The sequence below is a fragment of the Streptomyces dysideae genome, assembly GCF_001514305.1.
GTDB lineage: Bacteria > Actinomycetota > Actinomycetes > Streptomycetales > Streptomycetaceae > Streptomyces > Streptomyces dysideae.
Window position 1 is genome coordinate 58,188 of record NZ_KQ949110.1, and the last position, 22,545, is coordinate 80,732.

The 22,545-nt window shown below is 69.9% G+C and carries 19 protein-coding genes; 3 read left to right on the forward strand and 16 right to left on the reverse strand.

What is annotated here, in order from left to right:
- Positions 1-136: 136 nt before the first annotated feature.
- On the forward strand, positions 137-661 hold the full coding sequence (locus tag AQJ91_RS38655; protein WP_067031568.1) for a hypothetical protein: 525 nt from the start codon (positions 137-139) through the stop codon (positions 659-661).
- Between the two features lie 53 nt (positions 662-714).
- On the opposite strand, the gene AQJ91_RS38660 is transcribed toward AQJ91_RS38655, so the two are convergent.
- The 4 genes from AQJ91_RS38660 to AQJ91_RS38675 form a co-directional block, all read right to left on the reverse strand.
- The gene (locus AQJ91_RS38660) at positions 715-2,202 is read right to left on the reverse strand and encodes a UvrD-helicase domain-containing protein (protein ID WP_067031687.1); all 1,488 of its coding nucleotides are present in this window, start codon (positions 2,200-2,202) and stop codon (positions 715-717) included.
- Complete coding sequence (locus tag AQJ91_RS38665; protein WP_067031571.1) at positions 2,199-2,681, reverse strand: hypothetical protein; 483 nt, start codon at positions 2,679-2,681, stop codon at positions 2,199-2,201. Before AQJ91_RS38665 ends, AQJ91_RS38660 begins: the two co-directional genes overlap by 4 nt.
- Positions 2,678-3,526 carry a DUF6083 domain-containing protein gene (locus tag AQJ91_RS57930; protein ID WP_067031574.1) on the reverse strand — a complete coding sequence of 283 codons (849 nt, stop codon included), beginning with the start codon at positions 3,524-3,526 and terminating at the stop codon, positions 2,678-2,680. The genes AQJ91_RS38665 and AQJ91_RS57930 overlap by 4 nt, the downstream gene beginning before the upstream one ends.
- A 169-nt stretch (positions 3,527-3,695) precedes the next feature.
- Positions 3,696-3,959 (reverse strand): helix-turn-helix transcriptional regulator, encoded by a 264-nt coding sequence (locus tag AQJ91_RS38675; RefSeq protein ID WP_067031577.1) that lies wholly within the window; start codon positions 3,957-3,959, stop codon positions 3,696-3,698.
- Positions 3,960-4,152: 193 nt separating this feature from the next.
- On the opposite strand from AQJ91_RS38675, the gene AQJ91_RS38680 reads away from it, so the two are divergent.
- On the forward strand, positions 4,153-5,166 hold the full coding sequence (locus AQJ91_RS38680; protein ID WP_067031580.1) for a hypothetical protein: 1,014 nt from the start codon (positions 4,153-4,155) through the stop codon (positions 5,164-5,166).
- A 265-nt stretch (positions 5,167-5,431) separates the two neighbouring features.
- Here AQJ91_RS38680 and tpg read toward each other — a convergent pair whose 3' ends face one another.
- Genes tpg through AQJ91_RS38695 form a run of 3 tightly spaced genes read right to left on the reverse strand, consistent with a single transcriptional unit; the run spans position 5,432 to position 8,494 of the window.
- Positions 5,432-5,986, reverse strand: coding sequence for a telomere-protecting terminal protein Tpg (tpg, locus tag AQJ91_RS38685; protein WP_067031583.1), 555 nt, complete (start codon positions 5,984-5,986; stop codon positions 5,432-5,434).
- A gap of 10 nt (positions 5,987-5,996) precedes the next feature.
- Positions 5,997-8,096: a telomere-associated protein Tap gene (gene tap, locus AQJ91_RS38690; protein ID WP_067031586.1), complete on the reverse strand. Its 2,100-nt coding sequence runs from the start codon at positions 8,094-8,096 to the stop codon at positions 5,997-5,999.
- 11 nt (positions 8,097-8,107) lie between these two features.
- Complete coding sequence (locus tag AQJ91_RS38695) at positions 8,108-8,494, reverse strand: hypothetical protein (protein WP_067031589.1); 387 nt, start codon at positions 8,492-8,494, stop codon at positions 8,108-8,110.
- Between the two features lie 445 nt (positions 8,495-8,939).
- Between AQJ91_RS38695 and AQJ91_RS38700 the strand changes: the two genes are divergently transcribed.
- On the forward strand, positions 8,940-9,758 hold the full coding sequence (locus tag AQJ91_RS38700; RefSeq protein WP_067031592.1) for a hypothetical protein: 819 nt from the start codon (positions 8,940-8,942) through the stop codon (positions 9,756-9,758).
- Positions 9,759-9,796: 38 nt separating this feature from the next.
- Here AQJ91_RS38700 and AQJ91_RS38705 read toward each other — a convergent pair whose 3' ends face one another.
- The 9 genes from AQJ91_RS38705 to AQJ91_RS38745 all read right to left on the reverse strand — a co-directional run bounded on the left by AQJ91_RS38705 (position 9,797) and on the right by AQJ91_RS38745 (position 20,896).
- Positions 9,797-10,027 carry a DUF262 domain-containing protein gene (locus AQJ91_RS38705; RefSeq protein WP_067031594.1) on the reverse strand — a complete coding sequence of 77 codons (231 nt, stop codon included), beginning with the start codon at positions 10,025-10,027 and terminating at the stop codon, positions 9,797-9,799.
- Between the two features lie 262 nt (positions 10,028-10,289).
- A complete protein-coding gene (locus AQJ91_RS38710) occupies positions 10,290-11,099 on the reverse strand; it encodes an AAA family ATPase (protein WP_067031597.1) in 810 nt (269 codons plus the stop codon).
- Complete coding sequence (locus tag AQJ91_RS38715; protein WP_067031600.1) at positions 11,096-12,655, reverse strand: Mu transposase C-terminal domain-containing protein; 1,560 nt, start codon at positions 12,653-12,655, stop codon at positions 11,096-11,098. The genes AQJ91_RS38710 and AQJ91_RS38715 overlap by 4 nt, the downstream gene beginning before the upstream one ends.
- Positions 12,656-12,679: 24 nt before the next feature.
- A complete protein-coding gene (gene cas6e, locus AQJ91_RS38720; RefSeq protein ID WP_067031603.1) occupies positions 12,680-13,318 on the reverse strand; it encodes a type I-E CRISPR-associated protein Cas6/Cse3/CasE in 639 nt (212 codons plus the stop codon).
- Complete coding sequence (cas5e, locus tag AQJ91_RS38725; protein WP_067031606.1) at positions 13,315-14,124, reverse strand: type I-E CRISPR-associated protein Cas5/CasD; 810 nt, start codon at positions 14,122-14,124, stop codon at positions 13,315-13,317. The genes cas6e and cas5e overlap by 4 nt, the downstream gene beginning before the upstream one ends.
- Positions 14,121-15,284 (reverse strand): type I-E CRISPR-associated protein Cas7/Cse4/CasC, encoded by a 1,164-nt coding sequence (cas7e, locus tag AQJ91_RS38730; RefSeq protein ID WP_067031608.1) that lies wholly within the window; start codon positions 15,282-15,284, stop codon positions 14,121-14,123. Before cas7e ends, cas5e begins: the two co-directional genes overlap by 4 nt.
- A 258-nt stretch (positions 15,285-15,542) precedes the next feature.
- Positions 15,543-16,187 (reverse strand): type I-E CRISPR-associated protein Cse2/CasB, encoded by a 645-nt coding sequence (gene casB, locus AQJ91_RS38735; RefSeq protein WP_079085544.1) that lies wholly within the window; start codon positions 16,185-16,187, stop codon positions 15,543-15,545.
- Positions 16,187-17,722, reverse strand: a complete 1,536-nt coding sequence (gene casA / locus AQJ91_RS38740; protein ID WP_159054753.1) for a type I-E CRISPR-associated protein Cse1/CasA — start codon at positions 17,720-17,722, stop codon at positions 16,187-16,189. Before casA ends, casB begins: the two co-directional genes overlap by 1 nt.
- Positions 17,723-18,025: 303 nt before the next feature.
- Positions 18,026-20,896 carry a CRISPR-associated endonuclease Cas3'' gene (locus tag AQJ91_RS38745; RefSeq protein ID WP_067031614.1) on the reverse strand — a complete coding sequence of 957 codons (2,871 nt, stop codon included), beginning with the start codon at positions 20,894-20,896 and terminating at the stop codon, positions 18,026-18,028.
- Positions 20,897-22,545: the final 1,649 nt, after the last annotated feature.

Sequence of the window (22,545 nt, forward strand, 5' to 3'; positions counted from 1 at the left end):
GCTGTTTGCTGGCCGATAAGACGGATGCATCGGGCCAGCGACGCTGTGGCGATGAGGGCCTTGGGGCTTCGGTTCTCAAGGGCCTTGACGGACCAGTCCAGAGCGTCGTCGACATGCTCTGCGCTGATCACACAAGATGAAGCTTGACGCTGCCAAGGAGCGCTCGGATCGCGACAGCGAACGCGCCTGCTCGCTGCGGGATGCCCTCAAGCAGGCGCGACGCGCAATCCTGGACGACGAGAACGCGCGCGTCCGCGAACTCCTGGAGCCGATCGAGGATGAGGTCGCATTCCTCCACAGCGCGGCGCTCCGAACTCGGCTGAAGACCAACTTCGACCGCACCCTCCAGTGGTCCTTGATCTACGGTTACGCCAGCCGGAGGGAAGTCGTGGAGACCTACCTCGGTGATGCCATCGCTGGCCTCGAAGCGGCCGTGAGAGGCGACCGTCTGCCAGTTCCCTCCCACAGAGCAGCCTGGCTCGACATGATCCGCGAAAGCGTGCTCCCGGAACCTCGCCACTACAGCGAGGTGGGGGTCGAGATGATGGAACAAGGAGTCGATCCGGATTTCGAGGAGCTGGCCTACGAGGAGTTCTGCGAGCGGCGAGAGAAGGAGCAGCGTCGCCTGCGAATTCCCTCGCGGAAGTCCAACCCCCTGTGAGGAAGCGGGCCGTCCATGGTTTGCTGCGCCCCGCTGATCTCATGCCACGTGCGTCATCGCATGTCGTGCATCGGGGCGCGGAGAGGATTCCCATCGGGGTGATCACGGATCCAGGACAGGCCACCGATGTCCAGACGTTGGCGAGTACGCGTGACGGCAACGTAGGCGAGGCGTGCCTCGGCATCGTCAATGGGACCAGGCAGAGCACGACCCGTGTCGTCTGGTGTTTCGCTGTCTTTGGGCGGGGTGAAGTCGTCTGCGATTTTCACGCAGGCCCATTCGCGGCCTTTGGCCTTGTGGGCGGTGGAGACGGTCACCTCGGCCCTGTTCTCGGGGACGAGTTGGGCGACGGCGGTCAGGATGGCGTCGATGCCGTGAGTGTCGACGAGGTCAACCAGCGGCTGAAGGTCGCGCCCGGCCGTGTCATGGGTGGCGTAGTCCTGCAGTTCGCCCCAGGAGGGGAACAGGACCAGTTCGGGATGGGTGGTGCGGCGGCCTTCCTTGAGGTCGCGGGCAGCTAGGGCCAGGGCCCGCAGGCTGTCTCCTCCCCCGGCAAGTGCTACCCGGTGTCCGGCAGCCAGCAGGTCCATGACCTGGATCATGGCGCCGACGTTGGTGCGGCACAGTACGGCGTCAGGCTGGGTGAGGGGGCCGAGTTCGGTGGGCACGGTCTCGGTACCGGTGAGGCGGATGGGGGCGTCGGCGATGGCCAGCCATCGGTTGGCCTCGTCAGCGAGCTGGGGGCCGAAGCGGAAGGACTGGGACAGGACGAGCTGGGTTCCGTCGAAGCCGGTCATGACGTCTTTGGCGCCGCGCCACTGGTAGATGGCCTGGGCTGAGTCGCCGACCATCACCAGCTGGGCGTGGTCACGCTGGTTGAGGAAGATCTGTTCGACGACGGGGTTGGTGTCCTGGGCCTCGTCCAGCAGGAGGAAGTCGGTGTCGATCTTCGGCTGGGTGAGGGCCCAGATTTTCAGGTAGTGGTCGTGGTCGAAGCGCACGACGCCGTCGTCCGGGTGCTGGAGGTCGCCCCAGGCCTTGCGGGCGAACGGGACGACGTGGGCGGCGAGTTGAGCGTGCAGGGTACGGTCTTCGAGGCCGCGCAGGTGGGGGACGTGGTGGCGGGTGATCTCGGGGTCGGCGGTGTGGCAGAAGCGGGCCACGGCGCGCAGCACGGCGTTGGAGAGCGTTTTTTGTGACAGGTCGCGTTCGCCGATGCGGATGGCTTTGGTGATGCCGAGGGCGTGTCCGGTCTGCCAGGCCGGGCGGCGGGGCGCGTTCAGGCGGCGGGTGTAGCGGTGGCCGACGGCGGCGTAGGCCAGGGCATGGGCGGTCTTGCACTGGACTGTGGACGGGAATCGGGAGCGCGCATCCTGGGCGATGGCCCGGTTGTAGGCGAGGTAGCGGCCGCGGCGTTGAGTGGCGTGGGCGAGCTGGGCCAGGGTGGTGGTCTTGCCGGTGCCTGCTCCGGCCTGGAGGGCCAGGTGGTGGCCGGCGTGAAAGGCGTCGGCCGCGGCCTGCTGTTCGTCGGTGGGGTTCAGCATGGCGCGACTCCGGGGGTGTGGGCGAGGGCACACCCGACGGCTGCCAGAAAGTGGGAGGCGGGGGTGTGGGCGAGCAAATGCTGGACTTCCTGGTCGAGGCGGTTGGCCTCGTCGCTGGCGTGTCGCGCCAGGGCTCGGTGGAGGGCGAGCTGCACGAAGCGGCGGGGCGGCTGTCCCGCGCGGTCGGCCGCGGCCCGGAGAACCGTTTGTGTGACGGGCGGGAAGGCGACGTTGAGCAGGATCTGCCCGCTGGAGTCGGGGTAGTGCGTGGTGATCACGTCGATGGGCAACCGTCCGCCCATCCGGTGACGTAGCCGGTTGAGGGCCTTGCCCGGGGTCTTGGCCGGCACCACGGTCATGAGATGGGTGGCGTCGTGGTTGGCTGCAAGCGGCATCGTGCGGGCGGCCTGCTGGAGTTCGGCGAGGGTGAGGGGTCTGGTCAGGGTGATGTCCAGGGCGTGGTGCGGCATCGTCACGCCTTCCCGGGGCGGCCGGGCGTGGGGTGCGGCAGGCGGGTGTGGATGTGTTCCGTGTGCTGGAGGGGGTCGAAGATCTGCCATCCGGCCAGGGCGAGGTCGGCGGCGCCCGGGGTTGCGGCGTGGGCGGGGCAGCGTTGGGTGCGCCAGCGCAGCTGCTCGGTGTACGGCAGGCGGCTGAGGTCGTAGACGGCCATCAGAGCGGCGGGCAGGGCGAGTTGCCCGCGTTGGGGGCTGGTGGGCAGCAGGGTCCAGGCGCCTTGGGGGGTGTGGGGGGCAAGGACGGGCTGCGGGCAGCGGTGGCGCTGGCGGGTCTGGGCCACACACCGGATGTCTTCGATGGGGGTCTCGGCGAGGTAGCGGCCCAGCAGCAGTTGCACGACGGGCCGGGTGGGACGGCCTGTCGTGCCGGCGGGCGATCCGCAGGCAGCGGCCGGGGTTGGGGTGAAGGCGCCGGTGTCGATCAGGCGGCGGGTGCGGACGGCGAGTTGGCGGCGTAGCGCCTGGATGTGCGGGCCGGCCGGGGCGGTGGGGGTGCGGTGGGGGCAGAGCACGGCGTGCGGGATGCGGCACCAGGCGCTGCCGTCGCCGTGCGGGAGGGCAATGCCGCTGCTCAGGTGCCAGCGGCAGGAGGCGGGCACGTGGGCGGTGGCCAGTTCCGCCGGGTGCAGGGCGATGGGCCGCTGGTCGGCGCGCGGGTGCCAGTCGATGCGGTGGCCGCACCCGCGGCAGCGGCCGCTCTGGCCGGTGCGCAGCAGCCGGCTGGGGCTGGTGGCGGCCACCCGCAGCGGGCGGCGCGGCTGGCGGGTGCGGGGGCTGCCGGTGGAGGCGGTGTTGGGGCGCATGGCGGGACCGTGCCAGGCGCCACGCCGCGGTGACGGGGTGGGCGGGGGTGGTGTCCCCCGAACGGCCCAGCGGTATCGAACTCCCGCGCGCCTGGGCGGACATGCGTTCTGCGGCTGCTCGCCGGTTCGGGTGATTCGTGTGTGGCTCAGGGCTGGGTGCGGCCGGGGGTCAGGAGCCGTTGAGCCCGGGCGGGGCGTGGTCGTTGCAGAGGGTGCCGAGCAGGTGCTCGATGGGGATGTCGAAGGCGTGGGCGAGGGCGTGCCAGGTGGTGACGCTGCCGGTGGTGCGGCCGTGCTCGAGGTCGATGAGGGTGCGCCGGGCCAGGCCGCTGCGGCGGGCGAGTTCGTCGAAGGTCCATCCGCGCTCGTTCCTCAGCTGCGCCAGCGTCACGCGCAGCGCGGTGAGGTCGGGGTCGGGCGGCAAGATCGTCACTCCACCATCCGACGGTGCAGGACCCTGCCCTGTCAGTGCAGACTTCTGCACTATCTGCGCAGGTGGGCCCTGCCGCCGCGGCCGCTGCGCGAGTGCAGAGATCTGCACTACGGTGCGGCCGACTCCCGCTTGCGCCTGCCGGGAGAACCCCCCGCCCCGGCGGCACAGACTCAGACGGGAGGGCGACGAGCCGATGCGGCTTTCCGGTACGCATGCCGCGATGCGACGCATCTGGACGGTGCAACTGCGCCCGCAGCCGGGCGGACCGACTCTGGCCTGCCCGCACTGCCCCACGCACAACCACCCACTGCAGGCCGCCTCCGCACGGTCGGCCGCCCTGACCCATCTGGCACGCCACGCCCGCGCCGACGCACTGCCCCGGCACCTGCGCACCTGTCAGTGCCGGGCACGGGGCTGCCACTGGCACCCCCGCCACCGCGGCTGCTCAGGTCCGGTACTCCTCGCGCTGACCTGCGACCGCGGCGGCCGCGCGTGGCGGCTGGCCGATGCCTGCGCCGCATGCGCGGCCGCCATGAGCCACACCGCCATCGTGCCCCCCACACTGCTGAACGCCGGCCGCACCCAGTCCGCCTCCGGCAAAACACGGCCCGCGCGCAGTACGCCGCCGTACGGGCCGGGCGAGCAGCAACGGGTGCGGGAGATGCTCACCTATCTCGCCGCCGCACTGCCCCGGTTCTCCTCCCCCACCGCCCGGCTGCTGGCCCTGCAGTGCGCCCTGCGCGCCGACCGCCAGGGGCGCGTCCGGCTGCCGGGGGGCTTCCTGCGCGGCATGCGGCTGCACGGCCGCACGGAACTGTGGCAGGAGCTGGAGCACGCCGGCTGGCTGCACTGCCCGACCGGCAAGCACTCCCGCCTGGAGGCGCAGCTGCTCGATGCCGCCGTGCTCGGCCAGGCCCCCGGGCGCACCGCACGGCTCCGCGCCGCCCAATGGGCGCTGCACCCCGCCCCGTTGACCGTCCCGCCCGCCCTGCCACCGGCCGCGCAGCTGACCACGCTCGTGCTGGCCGCTCACACCCGGGCCGGTGCGGGCCGCACCGACCTGGACGTCCTCGCCCGCCTGTGCGGACAGTCACCCCAGCAGACGGAGGACCTTCTCGACCGGCTGGTCCGCACACGCCTCCTGGCCGCCTGGCACCACCGGGACAACGACGAGATTTCCTGGCACCTGCCTGAGCACCGGGAATGACTGAGCAGCAGCAGCCCGCCCGGCACGGCGTGCCGGGCACGCTGCGCGTCGGCCATAGCCCGATGGCATTCAGCGTCCTCGGTGCTCTTCGGCGGGAGGGCAGGCCCCCGGCCTGCGGGGACAGGAGAGAGGCAGGACTTGCGAAGGCCGATGCAGTTGTCGAGGTGTCCGTTGTCCGTCCGTCCCCGTTCCGGAGAGGAGGTCCCGTCTCTAACTGCGCAGGTCGCGCGGGCGAGCAACCCGGGCGGTACGACAGCGATGTGGGTTAGAAGTCGAGTTCGACGTAGTCGATGTCGGTGAAGGCCACCTGCAGGCCGGGGGCGCGCCGTCCGCGGTCTTTGAAGTAGATCTCCTGCAGGCCTTCGGCAGCGATCTCTTGGAGCTGTTGGTCGGTGGCGCCGGCGGCGTGGGCGTCGAAGAGGCGGGCGGCGTAGGCGGGCGGCAGCTGCTGGGTGATCAGGCGGATGCGGGCGTCGTCGGTGGTGCCGGGGGCGGCGGTGAAGCCGAACCGGGCGCGCGTTTCGATGACGATGCCGCCGGTGGTCGCGGCCTGTTTCTTGGCCCGTTCACGCACCCGGGGCTGCCAGCGCCGGCGTACCTCGTCCGCGAGGCGTGCGGCGAGGTCCGGGCGTGGCTGCTTGATCTGGCCTTTCAGGTAGCGCTCGACGGTGCGCTGGGAGATGCCCAGCGCTTGGGCTGCGGCCCGGGTGCCCTTGGCGCTTTTGACGAGGAACCGCATCTGGGCCTGGGGGGACTTGGGCGGGTGCCGGGTGAAGGTGCTGGTGGTGGCTTTGTCGAGGCTGTCGCCGAAGATGCCCATCGCGGCCCGCCTATTCTCCGCCCGCGGCGGCGTCGGTGCCTTTGATGTGCCGGGCTGGGTTGTGGCCCTCGTCCAGCATCTGCACGGCCCACATCAAGGGCTGGGTGCCTTCGTGCTTGACCATGCCCGGCGATACGCCGAGGCGGAAGCCGCCGGGCAGCGGCTTGTCATCCGGGGTGCGTGGCAGGAAGTCCAGCGGGCTTGGCCCGTTGGAGAGGTAGACGGCGCAGTCGGACAGGACCGCGATGGGGAACAGCCCGACGCTTGCGAGTGTGAGCATTTTGCGGTGCATGTTGATGCGGGCTGCGGCGATGACGGCGGCGCGGATGTCGGGTCGCCAGGTGGGGCGTTCCAGGGCGGGCCAGCGCTGGCCGGGCCGGTATCCGGCGCCCTGTGGGCGCTCCCTCAGTTTGCCGATCCCGCCCTTGACGGTGGCCTTGATGGCGGAGAGTACGGCGGCCTGGGCGGGGTCGGTGGGCTTGTGGTGGTCCATGGCGGTGAGGAAGTCCGCCTCGGGCAGGTGGGAGGTGACGCCGAGTTGCTCCATGGTGGTCAGGTAGGCGTCGCGCAGGCGGGTGTACCAGGGGTCCAAGTACGGGCCGTTGTCGGGCCGCAGGTATGCCTCGAGCGGTGTGACGGTGTGGCCGAGTTCGGTGGCGTAGGCGAGGGTGGGGGTCGCGTACCAGGCGGGTCCCTCGGGTCGGGTGCCGTTGGGGGTGAACGGGTTGGGCAGGCGCGCATCGAAGTCGATGTGGGAGAGGTCCACCAGCCAGCTGCCGGGCAGGGACTTGTCGAAGGCCGGAGCCGTGACGTGGACCGGTGCGCCGAGGCCGACGGTCAGCCGGTTGACGGCCGCGGCGAAGGCCATATTGACGTCGATGCCGACCGCGAACGGCCTGGCGCATTCGGCATCGGTGAGGAGTTCCGGGTCGCGGATCCATTCGCAGGCTTCCTCGTCGAGGACCTCGGCCGGAATGCGCTGGTGCCCGCGCGGGTACAGGGCGGCGACCACGGGATGCTCGTCGGGGGCCTCCGGCGGCGCCGGGTCGACCGCGGCGGTGAGCGAGCCGGGGCCTGGGCCCGAGGCCCAGGTGCCGGTGGCGGGGTCCTTGACGGGGCGGGTGGGCGGGCGCAGCGCGGTCATCAGTTCCAGGCCGCAGACGGCCGCGGAACCGCGCGGGGTGATCACGCGCGTGGCGTAGTCCCCGAGGATCTGGGCCAGTTCGGGGGCCGGCCGTTGGTGGGCGCTGCCCCAGGTGCGGGTGTCGAGTGCGCCCCAGGGCAGGACGGCCAGCTGCACGCACTGGCGTCGGCCGTCGTGGGCGGGCCGGTAGATGCGCGCCCAGGGGCCGAGGCCGCGCCGGGTCAACTGCCACTTCGCGGCGGTGATCTGACGTACCACCGGGTGGGTCTCGGGCAGCCGCAGGCCCCGGCGGTCTTCCAGGGCGGGGGGCAGGCCGAGGCGGGCGGTGGCCTCATCGGTGAGGACGATCAGTGGATCGGAGTCCTTGCCGTGGCGGTGCAGCCGCTCGGCGCCGAGCCCGGACTCCTTCACTGCCCAGTCGACCAGCTGCGGGAGCGTGGCCGCGGGGCAGTCCAGCAGCACTCCGTCCGGGCAGTACGCGATGCCGTGACCGTCCAGCACCGCCAGCGGCCCGTTCGGGAACGGTGCATCGGCAGCAGGCGCGGCTGTCTTCGGCCGGGCCGGGCGCCGCATCACCGGCCGGCGTGATGCGTCCTGGGCCGGGGGTGCCGTACGCGGAGCCGTCACAGGGCCCTGTGCTGCCGGGATCGACCGGGCAGAGGGCGGCTCCGGTGGCGCGGGCCTGCTGCCGGGAGGCGGGGCGGGTGCGGGATGGCGCTGGGCGAGGCCCTCGAGCAGCCTGTGGTAGGCCTCGAGGCGCTCCCCCTTCGGCTCGGCGCGGCCGGCCTCCCACGCCTGAATGCTCGGCACGCGCGTGCCGAGAGCCTGGGCGATGGCCGCCTGGGTCAGCCCGGCGGCCTCGCGCAGCCGCACCCGCTCGGCCGGGATGGGCAGCACGGTGCCGCCGTCGACGGCGGCGAGCAGCGAGTCGACGGCGGCGAACAGTTCCTGGGGCTGGTCCGTCATCTGCGCACCCCCTACCTGACGCCCTGGCGGATCTCTTCGAGGCGGGTCATCAGCCGCTGATAGCGCTGCGAGGCGGCCTGGGAGGAGTTCAGATCCTGATGCCGGGCGATCTGCCGCCAGTCCATGCCGCGGCGCCTGGCCTCGATGACCACCTGGGCTTCCAGCCGGTCCAGCTGATGGCGCATGCCCTCGAACAGGCCGAGCGCCGCACCCACATCGTCCAAGGTCACGTCCACCGCCTGTCCACCGCTTTGCTGATGGTCGGCGGCCACCCTCAACAGCCGCCCCAGCAACGCCGCGTCCTGCTCCAGACGGCGCGCCGGCGCCCAGTGGGCGGCGGGGTCCTCCGCGAGCGCGGACAACCGCCGGCGGGCCTCGTCGTGAACATCATGCGCCATGCCGCCATTCTACCCCAATGACTCAATGAAACAACGTATTGTTGTTTCATTTTCTTCCGCAGGATGGTCGGAGGGCGAGCCTCCTGCCACTTGGGGAACCATGGGGACAGTCCTGTTCAAGAGGGGACACCGGATGCACTCCTGCAGATCTCTCGCCGCATCCGTGCTGTCGGCCCGGGCTGCAAGCTGTGCGAGATCCTGATCACCATGGTGCGAGGGTCCGTCCGTCGGAGGTTCGGAGTCGCCTGAGGCGCAGGGTTAAGGCCGGACCGCCTACACCGATTTGTCGACCACCTCGGGCCAAGTTCCTGTCTTCGCCGTGGGGGCCGACAGTCCAGCATGTACGCAGCAAAAGCAGCGGCCCGTTCTTGGTACGCACCTGGTCGAGTTGTTCGCGAGGCACGTCATTGGGAACCACTCGGAGATACATTGAGTCATCTCACACGTGCTCACCCGACTCATGGCGCGATGGCGCCGGACTCCGCGCAGCGTCAAGCGGACTGCCCTCGTCGGCATCCCACTGGGAGGACTTGGCTTTCTTGCCGGCCTGGCGGCCGAAGCCCACGGTTTCTGGGATAACCACGCCTTCCTCACAAACGTCGCCTCAAGCCTGGTGTGCTTCTTCTTTGCGCTTCCAGTAGCGCTTTTGGTCATCAACGAGTTGCAGCAGCACCTTTCGCAGGCGGCCGCAGAGCACCGGGCGCGCCAGCGCGCCTCACTGGCAGGCCGGAACATGGTGGACACGGTGATGGCACCCTTCAGCGTCGCGGATCCGGCACAGGTCAGGGCCGAGCTACTGGCGATCAAGGCGTTGCACCACGAGATGCGGGCCCAGTTTCCTGCACCGGCACCGCACGTACTGGCCACGCCTGGTCCGATTCCCGCCCAGCACTACCAGAACAAGCTGATCGAACGTAACCGGCGTCTCGAGGCGCTGACGGGCATCCCCGTCTCCTATCATGCGGCCACCACCAATTGGACTGGCGGCATTATCGAAAGCTGGGGTCAGTGCCAGAGTGCGCAGGCCATCGCTGCCGACTGCGGCCTGCAGTGGCCGGAGCGAGCCACCGCTATCACACTGGCCGGAGAGTTGCCGCGTCTCGGCCGCGGCCCTCAGGAGGCCTTCCGCGCCGTGCCGTTTACGCACGCACCGGACGAAGCCTGGTCACGGAGGAAGGCCGAACTTCCCGAGGTCGACCGTTGGATTGACGCAATGGTCGCGATCCTGGATGTGCTGCCCGGCTTGCGGCTTGCTCCTCAATAGGGGCACAGTCGGCGCTCGGAAGCTGTTCTGCGATCATGCTACCCGGGTCTCTGTTGGCCGAGGAAGTACTGCGGTGCGGTGTGCGGACGGCGCAGGTAGGCCGTGTTCGGCAACCAGTTCCTGAACGATCCGCACAGGTCCCGCAGCAGGGTGCGGACTTCGTCCTCGCCCCAGGTGTACTCACGCTGGTAGTAGTCGATCTCATAGGTCACATCACGGAACAGCTCCCACAGACTGAAGCCCTGGGACCTGATCTCGTCCGAACCCATGCCACCACTCCCCCACCGTCGGCCCGCCGTCCATGGTCCCAACTCCGTCCCGCGCCGTACAGACAGCGCACGGTCGTCGTACCGTCTCCCACCCGGCCCGGGAAGTGACCGTCGTACTCGCACGCACTGCGTGTACCGTGCTGGCCGGGGCGACCTCGCTCCTGGTACTCCAAGCCCGGCAGGCGCTACTGAACGGCGCCTCCCCGCTCGTCCGTACTGGGCCACCCACAGGCGGGTTTCGCTCCTGCCGGGGGCGGTGCGGTCAGCTGCGCTGCGGGGTGTGGCGGGTGGTGGGGTCGATGCGACTGAGTACCCAGCGGATGAGGTCCTTGCTGAGGGCGAGGTCGGGGTTCTCCTCGAGTGCGTCGTGGAGGAGGAGGGTAATTCTTGCCCAGTTCCGGAACGATCCGTGGCCGGCCATGTCATCGGCGTAGAGGATCAGTTCGGGCTGCGTACCGGCCCAGGTCTGCTGGTAGGCGGGGATGATGGCCTGGACTTCGGTCGGCGTGAGAGGGCTGAACTGGTACCAGTCGAGGATTCGGGAGTGCAGGGCCGGGTTGTTGAGGATCTTCTGCCGGGCGTTGCCGCTGCCGACGAAGATGATGGCCGCTCGGCGGGCGTCGTCGCCCCACAGGTTGCGGAAGTATTCCAGTGCCTTCGTCCCGAGTCCTTGTACTTCATCGATGAGCAGGACGCGGGGCTCTGCTTCGAGTGCGTCTTGGATCTGCTGGTCGCAGGGACCGACGGACTGCGGTGGTTCTCCCGGCAGGTCGAGGCGGCGCCAGAGCTGGGTTCGGATTTCGTTCATGTTTGCGCCGTTGTTGTAGCGCAGCCGGACGGTGGTTTCGGGGGCGCGGCGGCGTAGGACGGTGTGGACGGCGAAGGTTTTGCCGAGGCCGACGTGTCCGTGGATGCAGACCATGGCGTTGTGCTTGATGGCCTTGAGGATGCGGGCTTCGGTTTCGGCTACGGCTTTGGTGGCCATGGCGTTGGCTCCGGTGAGACCCAGGTAGTGGTCCTGGCTGGGTGGGGGGAGCTGGCTGGGGCGGGGGGAGGTGGTGGGGGTGCTCACGGCTGGTCCTGGGTGTGGGTCGGCGGTTGGGGTGAGGGCTCGGTGTTGGGGTTGAGGGGAAGGGTCCATTCGGCGTCGGGTTCGGGCAGTTGGATGAGGTCGGGCAGTGCCTCTGCTGCCGGGTCGAAGCCGTCGAGGGCCCGCAGGTGCTCGATGGCCTCTTCCTCGGGCATCACGTCCAGGGGCACGGGCGGGGAGGGGCGGGTTGCGGCCGCGTAGCGGGTGTTGCGGTTCTTCTCGGCCTTCTTCAGCTGGGTGCGCAGGCGGTCGGCTTCGCGTCGCCGGGCTCGTTTGAGGTTGAGTGTTTGCTCGCGGGTCGCTTGTCCGGCCATGACGGCGGCGCCGAGGTGGCGGCCGGTTTGCGGGTCGTAGAGCTCGACGCGGTGATCGTGGTGCGGGAGGTAGCGCAGGTCTACCTTTTCGCCGACGCGGCCGTGCATCCAGTCGGCGATGTAGTTGCGTTTCTGCCAGCGGACACCACCGTTGTTGATGACCAGGGGCTTGCCGTGGCGTTCGAGGGTGTAGGTGTGGAGGTCTTCGGCGGTGACGGTGTCGATGAGTGCGGGGTCGGCGTCCCACGCTTGGCGGGGAGTCTGGCCTCCCAGGCCCCTGGGGGTGTTCTCGTGGTTCCAGCGGTGAACCCATTCGAGGACCCGGCCTACGAACGCTTCGAAGTGGAGCAGTGGTTGGTCGGGGTCGACGGGTTTCCCGCCGAGGAGGGTGGGTGCGTGGGTGTAGCCGGGCATGCCGGCGAACAGTGTCTTTTTGATGGCTCCGTTGACTGCTTCGACGTTGCCTTTGCCGTCGGGGTTGAAGGGGGGCAGGGCGATGATTTCGGATCCCAGGACGCCGAGTGCTTCCTTGACTGTGGCGCACAGGAATTCTCTGCCGCCGTCGACGCGCACGTACGTGGGGATGCCGCCGAACGGCCCGTGGTGTTCGTCGATGAGGACGGCGTCGCGGATGGCGACGAGGACGCCTTCGCGGCTGGGGCGTTGCGGGCTGATGGCGAGGCCGCAGATGGCTGAGGTGGCGCAGTCGACGAAGAAGGTGATCCATGGTTTGCGGATGTGGCCGTCGATGCGAACTTTGACGCTGGCTTCGACGTGGTCGGTTTCCCAGGCGTAGTTGCGGTGGTGGCGGTCCCGTTCACCGGACACGTCATAGCGTCGGCGGGCCTTCTCGCCGCCGCGGAGGCCGGCCCGTACTCCGGGTGTGAGGGCTCTGTTCGCGGCGCGGTGGAAGGTGGGCAGGGACGGGACGGGGTGGCCGTCGGCGCGTAGTTCCCTCCATGCGGCGGTGGCGTTGCCGCGCCAGCGGGCAACCGCGTCGAGCATGAGCGGGGTGAGGATGAAGCAGGGTCGGCTTCGGGGTTGGTAGGTGCCGTTGTTGGCGCGGGCGTTGGCGAGCCAGCGGTCGACGGTGCGGGGGGCGACGCCGAAGGCGTCGGCAACGCCGATGAGCCGGGAGCGGGTGAGCCGTTCTGACTGCTCGAGGGTGTAGAGGCGGTGGATGGCGGCAGCGCGCAGGGCGTTCTGGTCAGGGATTTGTGGCATGACGAATGTGTTTCCTGGTTGGGGTCAGGCGGGGGCGAGTGAGAGAAGGCCGGCTCCGTAGGTCTTTGCCCTGCCGATGCCGTTCTTCAGTGCGTGGGTGAGGAGGCCGGTGTCGGTGATGCGGGCGAAGCCGTCGAACTGGGTCAGCCTGAAGTAGGGGGCCGAGCGTGCGAGGTGGGTGCGAGGGAAGGGCCTGGGGAGGGAGGAGATGGTGACGGGTTCGAGTCCGGCGTCTGTGGCGCGGTGTTGCCACCAGGCGATGGCGTCGTCGCCGGTGAGGTGGGTGATTTTGCCGCGGCGTTTCCCGGTGACGGGGTGGGGTGTGGGATTGCCTGCGGAGCGTGCGGTGGTGGGGGCGGCGGTGATGCGGTAGCGCATGGTGCGCCCGGGGGTGAGGAAGTTCAGCAGGGGGGTGAGGTCGATGGTGCGGGCTGTGCCGTAGTTGGTGGGCAGGGTGGTGAGGTCGGGTGTGTGGGCTGTTTGCACGAGGAGGGTGGGTCCGGGTTCTGTGCGGAAAAGCAGGCCGGCTGTGGCCCGGGGGGTGGGGCCGGCCTGGTCGGGGACCAGGCACATGAGGGTCTTGTGGAGGCTGTTGACGTCGGCGAGGTCGGCTCTGGCCGCTGCGTGGTGGGGGTCGATGGTGATGCGGGTGAGGCTGGTCATGCGGGTTCTCCGTGCATGTACGTGGTGAGGGCGTCGATCGGTCGGGGTCCGGCGCAGAGGTGGGCGGGCAGGTGCTCGGTGCTCATCCACAGGGGGCGTGGCAGGTGGCGTCGGGCATGGCGGGTGAGGTTGGTGGGTTCGCTGGTGCTTTCCCGGTCGGGCGGGGTGGCGGGGTCGGCGCCGGGGGGCGGGTGTTCCCAGACGAACGTGGTGGGCACATGGGTGTCGGTGGAGCCGGGGGGCCGGTTACGGGTGAGGGGGGTGCGGGTGAGGAGTTCGTCGACGGGGTCGGGGCTGCCCGCGTTGAGGACGAGGGGTTCGTCGGGCAGGCAGACGCGGCGGCCGAGGAACAGTCCGAAGCGGGGCCGTTCGAGGGTTTCGGCGATGTGGCTGATGAGGAGGTCGGGTCCTTCGACGGCGACGGTGAAGACGGCGCCGGTGAGGTAGTCGCGGTGGGAGACGAGCGTGGAGGCGGTGAGCTTGCGTCGGGTGCCGTCACCGGTAAGGAGGCTCTGGTCTTTGGGGCGGCCGCCGCCGACGGTGTGGAAGTCGCGGTACAGGGTGCCGGGCTGGTCGACGCGGATGGTGAGGGTCAGGTCGCGGTGGCTCGGGGAGGTGGTGTCGCCCGGTGCCCGCAGGTGGGGGTAGAGGTCGAGGGCGTGTTCGCGGGGGCGGCCCTGGGCCGCGGCGAACATGCCGATGAGTGAGGAGCGGGTGGGGAAGGCGCACGTGTCGCGGTAGTGGAAGACGCCGCGTTCGCCGTAGGACTGCAGCAGGCCTGCCAGGCGCAGGACAAGGCCGGTCACGGCCGGCCTGCGGGGGTCAGAGCGGCGGTCGCGGCGGTGGCGCAGGCGGCGGCGAGGTCGTCGAAGGACGTGTGGTGGGTGCCGAGGTCCTTGATGGGCTTGGCGAAGGTCCCGGTATGTCCGTGGGCGACGAGGCGGCGGGTGCCGAGCAGGCGGGTGATGGTGGCGGCGTAGTCGGTGAGCGTCTGGCGGGCGGGGGCGGTGTAGCCGCCTTGAGGGGCGGCTTTGACTGGCTGTTCGAAGGCGGCGCCGTAGGAGACGGAGCGGCGGTCGCGGACGGCGTAGTGGACGAGGTCGGGGACGGTGTGCGGTGCGGTGGACGTTTTTTTGCCGCCCGGCATGCTCAGGATGAAGTGCTGGACGAAGAGCTCGACGAGGTCGTTGACCGTGTCGGCGGGGGCGCCGGATCCGAGGTTGTGGTGGAGGTCGGTGATGTTGATGGTCGCGAAACGGTAGAAGACGCTGGTGGTCAGGAACGCGGTCTGGAGATGGGCGCTGCCAGGGTCTGCGTCCTGAGGCAGGTCTTCCACCGCGGTGAAGAAGTCGGGCTGCGGGTCGCTTTGGTGCACGGAGAAGGCGGGGGCCATCTGTACGGCTGCTTCGACGTGGCCGGCGGACAGTTCGGCGAGCATCCGCCCGAACAGGTTGATGCTCGCGGTGCGGCGGGTCAGGTGCGCGGCGAGGTCTTTGGCGGGCAGGACCGCGTCGATCTTCGTTTTGGGGGTGTGGGCGGCGAGTGCTTCTTCGAGTTCGGTGCGGTGTTTTTCGCACAGGGCGACGAGGTCGTCGATGACGTCCGTGGGGAGGAAGAGCATGGCCTGGGTGCGGTAGCCCTCCTTGTCGTTGTGCTTCAGGCCGCCCTTCTTGGCCGAGTGGACGATCTGTGCCGAGGCGAACACGGCGAGGTCCTCGGGCCACTGGGCTTCCTGCAGTTTCCGGGTGACGAGGGGCGGCACCTCGCGGGTGCGGGCAGCGTGCTCGCCCAGGTCCTGTTCGACGTTGAGGCGGATGGGGCGCTTCCATGCCTGGGAGGAGACGAGGGCCCGGATCGCGTTCCCGAAGGAGATGGTCTTGGGATCGCCGTCCGCGTCGCGGTTGAGGTTCGCAGCGGTCACAGGGTGGAGGATGTGCAGGTCGAGAAATCGTGCCGGGGTGTGCATGGGTGTGCTTCTTTCACTGGGGCGGCGGGCATGGCGCGGATGGGCCGCGGGGTACGGGGTGCCGTGGGCCGTGTGAAGGGCCGGGATCGGTCTGTGTGCCGCCGGCCGGTCCGGGCGGTCGGGCGGCCTGGGCGGTCGGGCGAGGCCCGAGGGGTACCGGACGGTTCCGGGGCATGGGCCGCCGGGCGGCCTGCACCGGGGTGGTGTCCCGGTGGGGAGCGCCGACATGGAGGGGTGGGGCCGGTTGGGGCGGGGGTGTCAGGAGCGCCGGGGTTCGGGGGTGGCGAGGTAGAAGGCGTCGCGCCAGCGCAATCCGACCTGGTCACGCTGGTGGGGGCGTTGCACCAGGTCGTGGAGGAGGACACCCCAGTCGGGGGTGATGCCGTCCTTCAGTAGCTGTGTGACAGGTGCGGGCAGGCGGCGGTGCAACTGGTCGTCGCTGAGGCGGGTCAGGACGCTCAGGAGATCCTCGGTGCGCTCCGCTCCGTGGCCGGCTCGGTGTACGGCGGTGGCGAGGGTGGCGCCGAAGTTCGGCCTGGCGAACCAGGCCGCCGGATCCGGCGGCGATGGTGCGGGGGCCGGTTCGACGGGGGCGACGAGGCGGACTCCGGGATCGTCTCCCAGGGTCATGAGGCCGGCGTCGTCGTCCGGGTCAGGGCGCACGCCCGGGGTGTGGGCCTGGGGCCCGGCTGTCGCGATGAGGCTCGCGACGGTGTAGTAGGCGCGGCGTCCGGCGCGGCATGCGGTGCGCCGGGCCAGGTAGCGGTCCATGGGGGCGCATTCCTCGACGGGCCGGCCCCTCCCTCTACTGAGGCGGACGCGGGCGCCAGGTTCGGCGCACAGGAGGTGGACGTGGGCGACGAACGCGTCGCAGGAGGCGCGGTGTTCGGCTGCGGTGGGCATCAGGCAGCCTTCCGGGGTGCTGAGGGCTGGCGGTAGAGGTCCCTGACGGCATGGGCCACGGCGCGGCCCGCGGAGGGGTGACGGATCCGGGCGGCTTCGGTGACCTCGCGCAGGGCGGCCGCAGCTGCGGCCGCAAAGGCGGTGGGTGCCCCGGTGCCGGGCTCGTCCAGAAGCCGCCAGAACACCGTCTCGGCCCTCGGCCAGTACCGGGTCAGAGCCTTGCCCGCCCAGGGGGGCTGCGTGGTGCGGCTGCGGGCGACGGTGTCCCAGGCCTGTTTGGCGACGGTCGCCAGCCGGTGTGCGGCGTGTTCGGCCTCCCGGCAGCACTCGGCGATGCGCTGGGCTTTGACCGGGTCGTGTTCCTGGGTCCAGTTCAGCAGGGGCGGGGTGAGGGCGGTGTACCACTGCCGGTCGATGGCCTTGCCGTCCTGGTCGAATCCGTGGACGCGGATCCGCAGGCTGCGCCGCACGGGTTCGGGAAGGTCGTTGAGGGTGTCGAAGATGGCCGGCCGGCGGTGCGTGCCGTGTTCATCCGGAGCCAGGAGCAGTGTCTCCAGGTCGCGCCACCATGCGCGGGACGCGTCGGCACGGTGGATGGTGCGGCGCCGGGCGACGTTCTTGCGTTCGGGGGTGAAGCGGTAGGCGAGGTAGGGGTCGGTGGTGATCTGCTTGGGCTGCTGGGTGGCCCAAGTGATGTAGGCGTCGGTGACGGTGGTGCCGCCCTGGCCAGGCACGAGGAGGATCGCGTGCCGGTTCTGTCCGGTCAGTTGTCGGCCGGGCCAGGTCGGCGGGCGGGGCGGGGCCTGCGGGTCGGGCGGTGCGGGTTCTTCCCACGGGCAGGCGTCAGCGCCGGGTGGCTGCTCGTCGCCGGTGAAGGCGGGGACACCGGTGAGGAGCGTTTCGTGCAGGGTGCGGCCCAGGGGGTGGAAGGAGACGCTGGAGCGCAGGGGCCCGCTGGTCTGCTTCATGCTGGTGGCACCGTCCAGGGTGCGGGGGGTGCCTTTGCCGGAACGCCCGTAGTAGTGGTGGATGAGCAGGATCTGCAGGGCCTCGGCGGTGGGAACGGGTTCGGCGGTGTGATGGCTGTGCGGACTGAACCAGGCCAGGTTGTTGCCGGCGGGGCGCCCGGGCACGAAGACGTTGATGCCGGTGCTGTGGGGGCACTGGGTGCGCAGCGAGGGGTCCTGCAGCCAGGGCCGGACCGGGTCGAAGACGTCCCAGCCGTGCTGGTCGAAGTAGGCGTGGACGGCGTCCGGATCGAAACGGCCCCGGACCAGGCAGCGGCGGCGCAGGGCGTTCCACTGGGAGGCTGTGAGTTCGGGGTCGTCCAGGCCGGTGATCCGGGCGGTGAAGACGGCCGCGACCCGCAGCAGGGCTGAGGCTGCCGGCGGGTGGGGCAGGGCGAGATCGTCGATGCGGTGGGCGTCCAGGAACAGGCTCCGCAGGCCCACTTGGTCGTACTGGTGACCGGAGCGGACGTCGATCCAGGGACTGTCCGCTGCGCTGAACGTGGCGGGCGGGGATAACGAGGGCAAGGGGGTGTCTTCCGGAAAGAGGGAGGAACGTGAGGAGGCGGGGTGCGGGCCGCCGGGACCAGGGCATGTTCTCGGCTGGTTTGCTGCGGCGGGGCAACGCGGCGGCCGGGACGAGCGCGGCCGGTGCTGTGCAGGGGGCATAGCAGCGCCCTTGTGGGGCAGATCGGTGTGCGATGTGCGACCGGGCGTTCGGTGGTGTGCGGCACAGCGAATCATGTCGCCACAGCGCTTCACGACCGGTGAGAAAGTCCGACTATCGAAGGGTGGCGTGATGCTTTCAGCCCTGAGCATTACGTGCAGTGATCATTGATGGTCTTTGCGGTGCAGGAGGCCGAGTTCTTCGTCCATGCGGAGCCAGTGATGACCGAAACGCTGTTCACTCTCCCGTGTTGAAGAATCAGTGGGCAGCAGCACGGTGTCGGCGAGAAGAGGATGCTTCTTCCAGCTTTCGGGCGGCTGATGCCGGTCGGAAGCGCGGGTGACCCAGGCGGCCGGGACGGGGAGTGTGTGTTCCAGGATGCTGCGCAGGTGGCGCTGGCTGAGGTGTTCCTGGTCCGGGAGCGGGAGAAGGCCGGCTGCGTCGAGGGTCAGGGTGCCGTCGGGGCCGCGGTAGCAGGGCAGCAGGCGGCGGGGCAGGATGCCGGGCCGGGTGGCCGCCTGGGCGGTGGTGAGGTGCTGACGGTGCAGGTCGGCCAGGGAAGAGACCCGTATCGCCGGGGGCGCCAGGTGGATCGCGCTGAGCTGCTGCTGACGACTGGTGCGGGTCTGGTGGGTGGCTGCCATCTGCTGCAGACGCGTCGTTTCCGCCGCGAAACCGGAGGTGACGCCGTGGACCTGTTCGACGAGGGCCTGGACATCGTCGGGTACGACAAGGGGTTCTTTCTCCAGGGTGGGGAGGAGCCGGGCGGTTTCGTGGAGGGTGACGGCGGGCTCGACCGTGCCCCACCCGGGCGGCAGAGCGGTCACGCCGCGGGAGTTGACCGGGTTCAGCACCGTCAGCGTCGGGCTGTTGTCACGGTCCCACCAGGCGGGGCGGCGATCCTGCCCGGCCCACAGACGGGTGAAGCGGCCCAGGCGCCCCAGGCGCTGCAGCAGGCGGGCCAGAGAAGTGAGATCGCTGACCATCAGGTCGACATCAAGGTCCAGGCTCATGTCGAGGAGGCTGGTGGTGACGAAGACGAGGCGTGCCGGGCGCGGGCCGGTGGGCCCCAGCCGGGTCCGGAGGTCTCGCAGTGTGCTCTGCCGTCGCCGCCCCCGGAGCCGGGCGTGGACGAGGACCAGGTCGTGCGGTGGGCCGGTCCATGTGCGGCGCAGGTACTGGTAGGTGTCCTGCGCGTCGGCGACGGTCGCGCACACCACAGCCGCGCATCCGCCGTGGCGGGCCACCGGCTGGAGTGTGTCGGCGATCACGGCCAGGCGCTCCCCGGGGTCGACGGTGCGGCCGGCCTGTTCGAGGCGCCGGTAAGTGACCGGGCGGATGCGGAGGTGAGCGGTCCTGCGCTGGGCGGCCCTTTGCCGGCCGTGGGCCGGTTCGGACATGCGGTGGGCGGTGGCGGTTGCCGCGTCCGCGAACAGCCATCCGGGGTAGCGGGGGGCGAACGAGGCGCCGTGGAGACCAGTTTGGCCGGCTCCGGCCAGGTAGGCCCGTACCAGCTCGGTGGCGGTGGACGCAGGCATCGTCGCCGACAGCAGGACAACCGGGCAGTTCAGGGCTCCCAGCCAGTGCAGCAGGCGCAGCAACTGGAGCTGGCTGAACGGGTCCAGCGCGTGGGCTTCGTCGACCACGACTGTCTTGCCCGACAGGGCCAGCATGCGCAGCGCACTGTAGCGGACGGGGAGGACAGCCATCTGTGCCTGGTCGGTGGTGGAGACGGTGTACTGGGCCAGGAGCGCGTTGTCCCCTCCGCGCAGCCATCGGTCCGGGCCGGCGGTGCCCGGGCCGGACTCCGTCCCGTCGCCGGCCGCAAGGTCGTCCGGGCCGTCGGTGAACGGGTTGTCGGGTGGTCCGTCCAGAACGGACATGTCCGCCGGGGACAGGCTTCGGCCGGTGTAGGCCTCGTTGAGGTCGCTGTGGTGGTGCACCAGCATCACGGGGGCGTACTCGGGCCGGTGGGCGCGCACGTACCGGTCCAGGACCTCGTAGGCCTGGTCGGCGGCGGCCGTGGCCGGGAGCAGCCACATCACCCCCTGAGTGCCACAGTGCTCGTTGAAGATCCGCGCCATCTCCAGGGCGGTCACGCTCTTTCCCGCCCCCATGGCATCGGTGACCACCGCGATGCCACTCCCCCGCTCGGCGACCAGCCGCGGCAACTCCTCCATCACGGAGGCCTGAAGAGCGTTGGGTTCCTCAAGTCCCGGGTGGGCGGTGGTGAACGGGACCCGGTCCAAAGCGAAGCGGGTAAGGCCGAGCCGCTCGACCTCCTCCTCGGCCTGCCTGCGGGCGTGACTGTGGTGCTCGGCAGCCCCGAAGGACGGAGTGTCCGCGTTGGGCACCCAGTACCGGCGCTGGCTCGCGACACGGTCGGCAACCATCGTCAGACCCGTGATCAGCACCGCAGCCTCGACCGACATCCGATCCGGAGCCTCGTCGACACCGAACAGGTGCCACAGCAGCCGGGTGTAGCGGCGGCGCAGGTCCTGCCACACAGGCCCGCCCAGGGTGGCCTGCACCCGGTGGACGGATGCTGCCCCGTCCACGTCGAGTTGCAGGAACCGGCCGTGGTGCCCACCCAAAGACTGAGCAGCACGGACAGCGGGACTGTCGTTACCGCCGACGGCGAATCCCAGCTCGCCCAGCAGATGCAGCCCCGCATGCATCGACGCGCGCGCGTGCGGCACGTGCACCACCAGGCCCATGTCCGCCAGCAGATCCTCCCCCAGCCGTATGCGTACCAAGGGCACAGAGGACTGCCAACTCGGAATCAGCTTGCCGATGTCATGCATGGCAGCCAGGAAAGACACCAGCGAACGCGCTTGCTCCTGCGAGACGTTGAGCCCGGCGCTGATGACCTTACGTTGGCTCGGGGTCAGGAACCGGTCCCACAGCACCGCGGCCACCGCACCCACATCGATCAAGTGGAACAGCAGCGAATACACCCTCAGCGTCGCACGATCGAACTTCCCGCAGGGACGACGGTCAACACCGTCGTACCGCGCGTCCTCAACAGCTCCCATCCCCACACGCTGCCGCCTCCCCGAACCCACGACAACATGATCACGCAAAAGCGGAGCAACCAGCCTCGCGCCCGCTAAAATCCACGCTCTACCCGTACATCTCGTACGGGCTCACCCTCTGATGTGACATATTTCCCTAGCCGGTCGCGAGCAAGCGACTGACAAAGTGCCCCAGAGTGCCCAGGTCAAGAAGGGTAGAGCCCGCGCGAGCGGGAGTGACGCGTACGTGGACCGCTGCATCGTCCTGGTGGACGCGTAGAGCCCGCGCGAGCGGGAGTGACCCGTGCCGCTGCCACTCCGGTGGCCACACCGGGTTGCAGAGCCTGCGCGAGCGGGAATGACTCGCCCTCCAGCCACACCAGCGACTCCGGCCGATATTAGAGCCCGCGCAAGCGGGAGTAACTGGGTCTCCTGGTCCTCTGTGTTCAGACGCAGGGATACGACTCGGGGGCCGAGACCCGGCTGGCGACACCCGTGCCGTAGAACCTGCGCGAGCAGGAGTGCCCCGGCCACTGTCGCGGCCTTCCCGACGACCTCGCGGTAGAGCCCGCACGGGCGGGCCTGGCCCATAGACCGAAGCCGTCGCGCCGGGCGAACTTGGGGCAAATCCCGCGCGAGCGGGAGCAACTCCGCTCCCTGGCCTCTGTCTTCAGACACAAGGGCACAGCCCGCACACGGCTGGAGTAGCCTCGAAGCCGGGACTCGGTTGGCAACACCACCACGTCAAGCCCGCGCAAGCGGGGATGACTCGATCGCCGCCCTCTGGGAGGCAATCGGCTTCCGTTAGAGCCCGCGCGAGCGGGGATGACTCGATCTGGCGGACCTCGTGGGGGTTGAGGTGGACGTAGAGCCCGCGCGAGAGGGACTCGGCCTTCTGACCCTCTGTGTTCAGACGCAGGGGTACGGCCCGCGCTGGGCTGGAGTGCTTCCGAAGGCCGAGATCCGGCCGGCAGGGCAGCCCGCCGTGGAGCCTGCGCGAGCAGGAGTGACGCGTGGTACCAGTCCTCGGTGGTGTGTTCGAGGACGTAGAGCCCTCGCGAGCGGGAGTGACGCGGCGATGTCTCCGAGTCTGTTTCGACGTTGGGGCAGAGCCCGCGCAAGCGGGAGTGACGCGGCCGGGTGCAGGGTGGGCCCGCCCTCGATCAGGTAGAGCCCGCGTGAGCGGGAATGACTCGAAGATCCCCGGATCCTGGCTGGAGGACCTCTCGTAGAGCCCGCGCGAGCGGGAGTGACGCGGTGGCATAGGTGGTCAGGACGACTGCGTCCGCGTAGAGCCCGCGCAAGCGGGAGTGACTCGGCGATATACTCCAAGTTCACTTCGACGTTGGGGTAGAGCCTGCGTGAGCGGGTGTGACTCGCCCTCCAGCCACACCAGTGACTCCGGCCGATAGTAGAGCCCGCGCGAGCGGGAGTGACCCAGACTTCCTGTCCAGGACGGTGACCGCCGCGTTGCAGAGCCCGCGCAAGCAGGAGTAACTAACCGGGGCAAGGTCCCCTGAGTCGAGGTGAAGTTGGAGCCCGCGTGAGCGGGAGTGACCCGACCGCCCTGGCCGAACGGCCCCGCACGATCCTGGAGAGCCCGCGCGAGCGGGAGTGACTCGCCGGTGAGCCAGACCTCGGAGTCGGGGTGCAGGCAGCGCCCGCGCTCG

Bases quoted from the DNA above. Each gene is read 5' to 3' on its own strand.
- AQJ91_RS38655 (WP_067031568.1), top strand. From the start codon at position 137: ATGAAGCTTGACGCTGCCAAGGAGCGCTCGGATCGCGACAGCGAACGC.
- AQJ91_RS57930 (WP_067031574.1), bottom strand. From the start codon at position 3,526: ATGCGCCCCAACACCGCCTCCACCGGCAGCCCCCGCACCCGCCAGCCG.
- AQJ91_RS38680 (WP_067031580.1), top strand. From the start codon at position 4,153: ATGCGGCTTTCCGGTACGCATGCCGCGATGCGACGCATCTGGACGGTG.
- tpg (WP_067031583.1), bottom strand. From the start codon at position 5,986: ATGGGCATCTTCGGCGACAGCCTCGACAAAGCCACCACCAGCACCTTC.
- tap (WP_067031586.1), bottom strand. From the start codon at position 8,096: ATGACGGACCAGCCCCAGGAACTGTTCGCCGCCGTCGACTCGCTGCTC.
- AQJ91_RS38695 (WP_067031589.1), bottom strand. From the start codon at position 8,494: ATGGCGCATGATGTTCACGACGAGGCCCGCCGGCGGTTGTCCGCGCTC.
- AQJ91_RS38705 (WP_067031594.1), bottom strand. From the start codon at position 10,027: ATGGGTTCGGACGAGATCAGGTCCCAGGGCTTCAGTCTGTGGGAGCTG.
- AQJ91_RS38715 (WP_067031600.1), bottom strand. From the start codon at position 12,655: ATGCCACAAATCCCTGACCAGAACGCCCTGCGCGCTGCCGCCATCCAC.
- cas6e (WP_067031603.1), bottom strand. From the start codon at position 13,318: ATGACCAGCCTCACCCGCATCACCATCGACCCCCACCACGCAGCGGCC.
- cas7e (WP_067031608.1), bottom strand. From the start codon at position 15,284: ATGCACACCCCGGCACGATTTCTCGACCTGCACATCCTCCACCCTGTG.
- casB (WP_079085544.1), bottom strand. From the start codon at position 16,187: ATGCCCACCGCAGCCGAACACCGCGCCTCCTGCGACGCGTTCGTCGCC.
- AQJ91_RS38745 (WP_067031614.1), bottom strand. From the start codon at position 20,896: ATGGGAGCTGTTGAGGACGCGCGGTACGACGGTGTTGACCGTCGTCCC.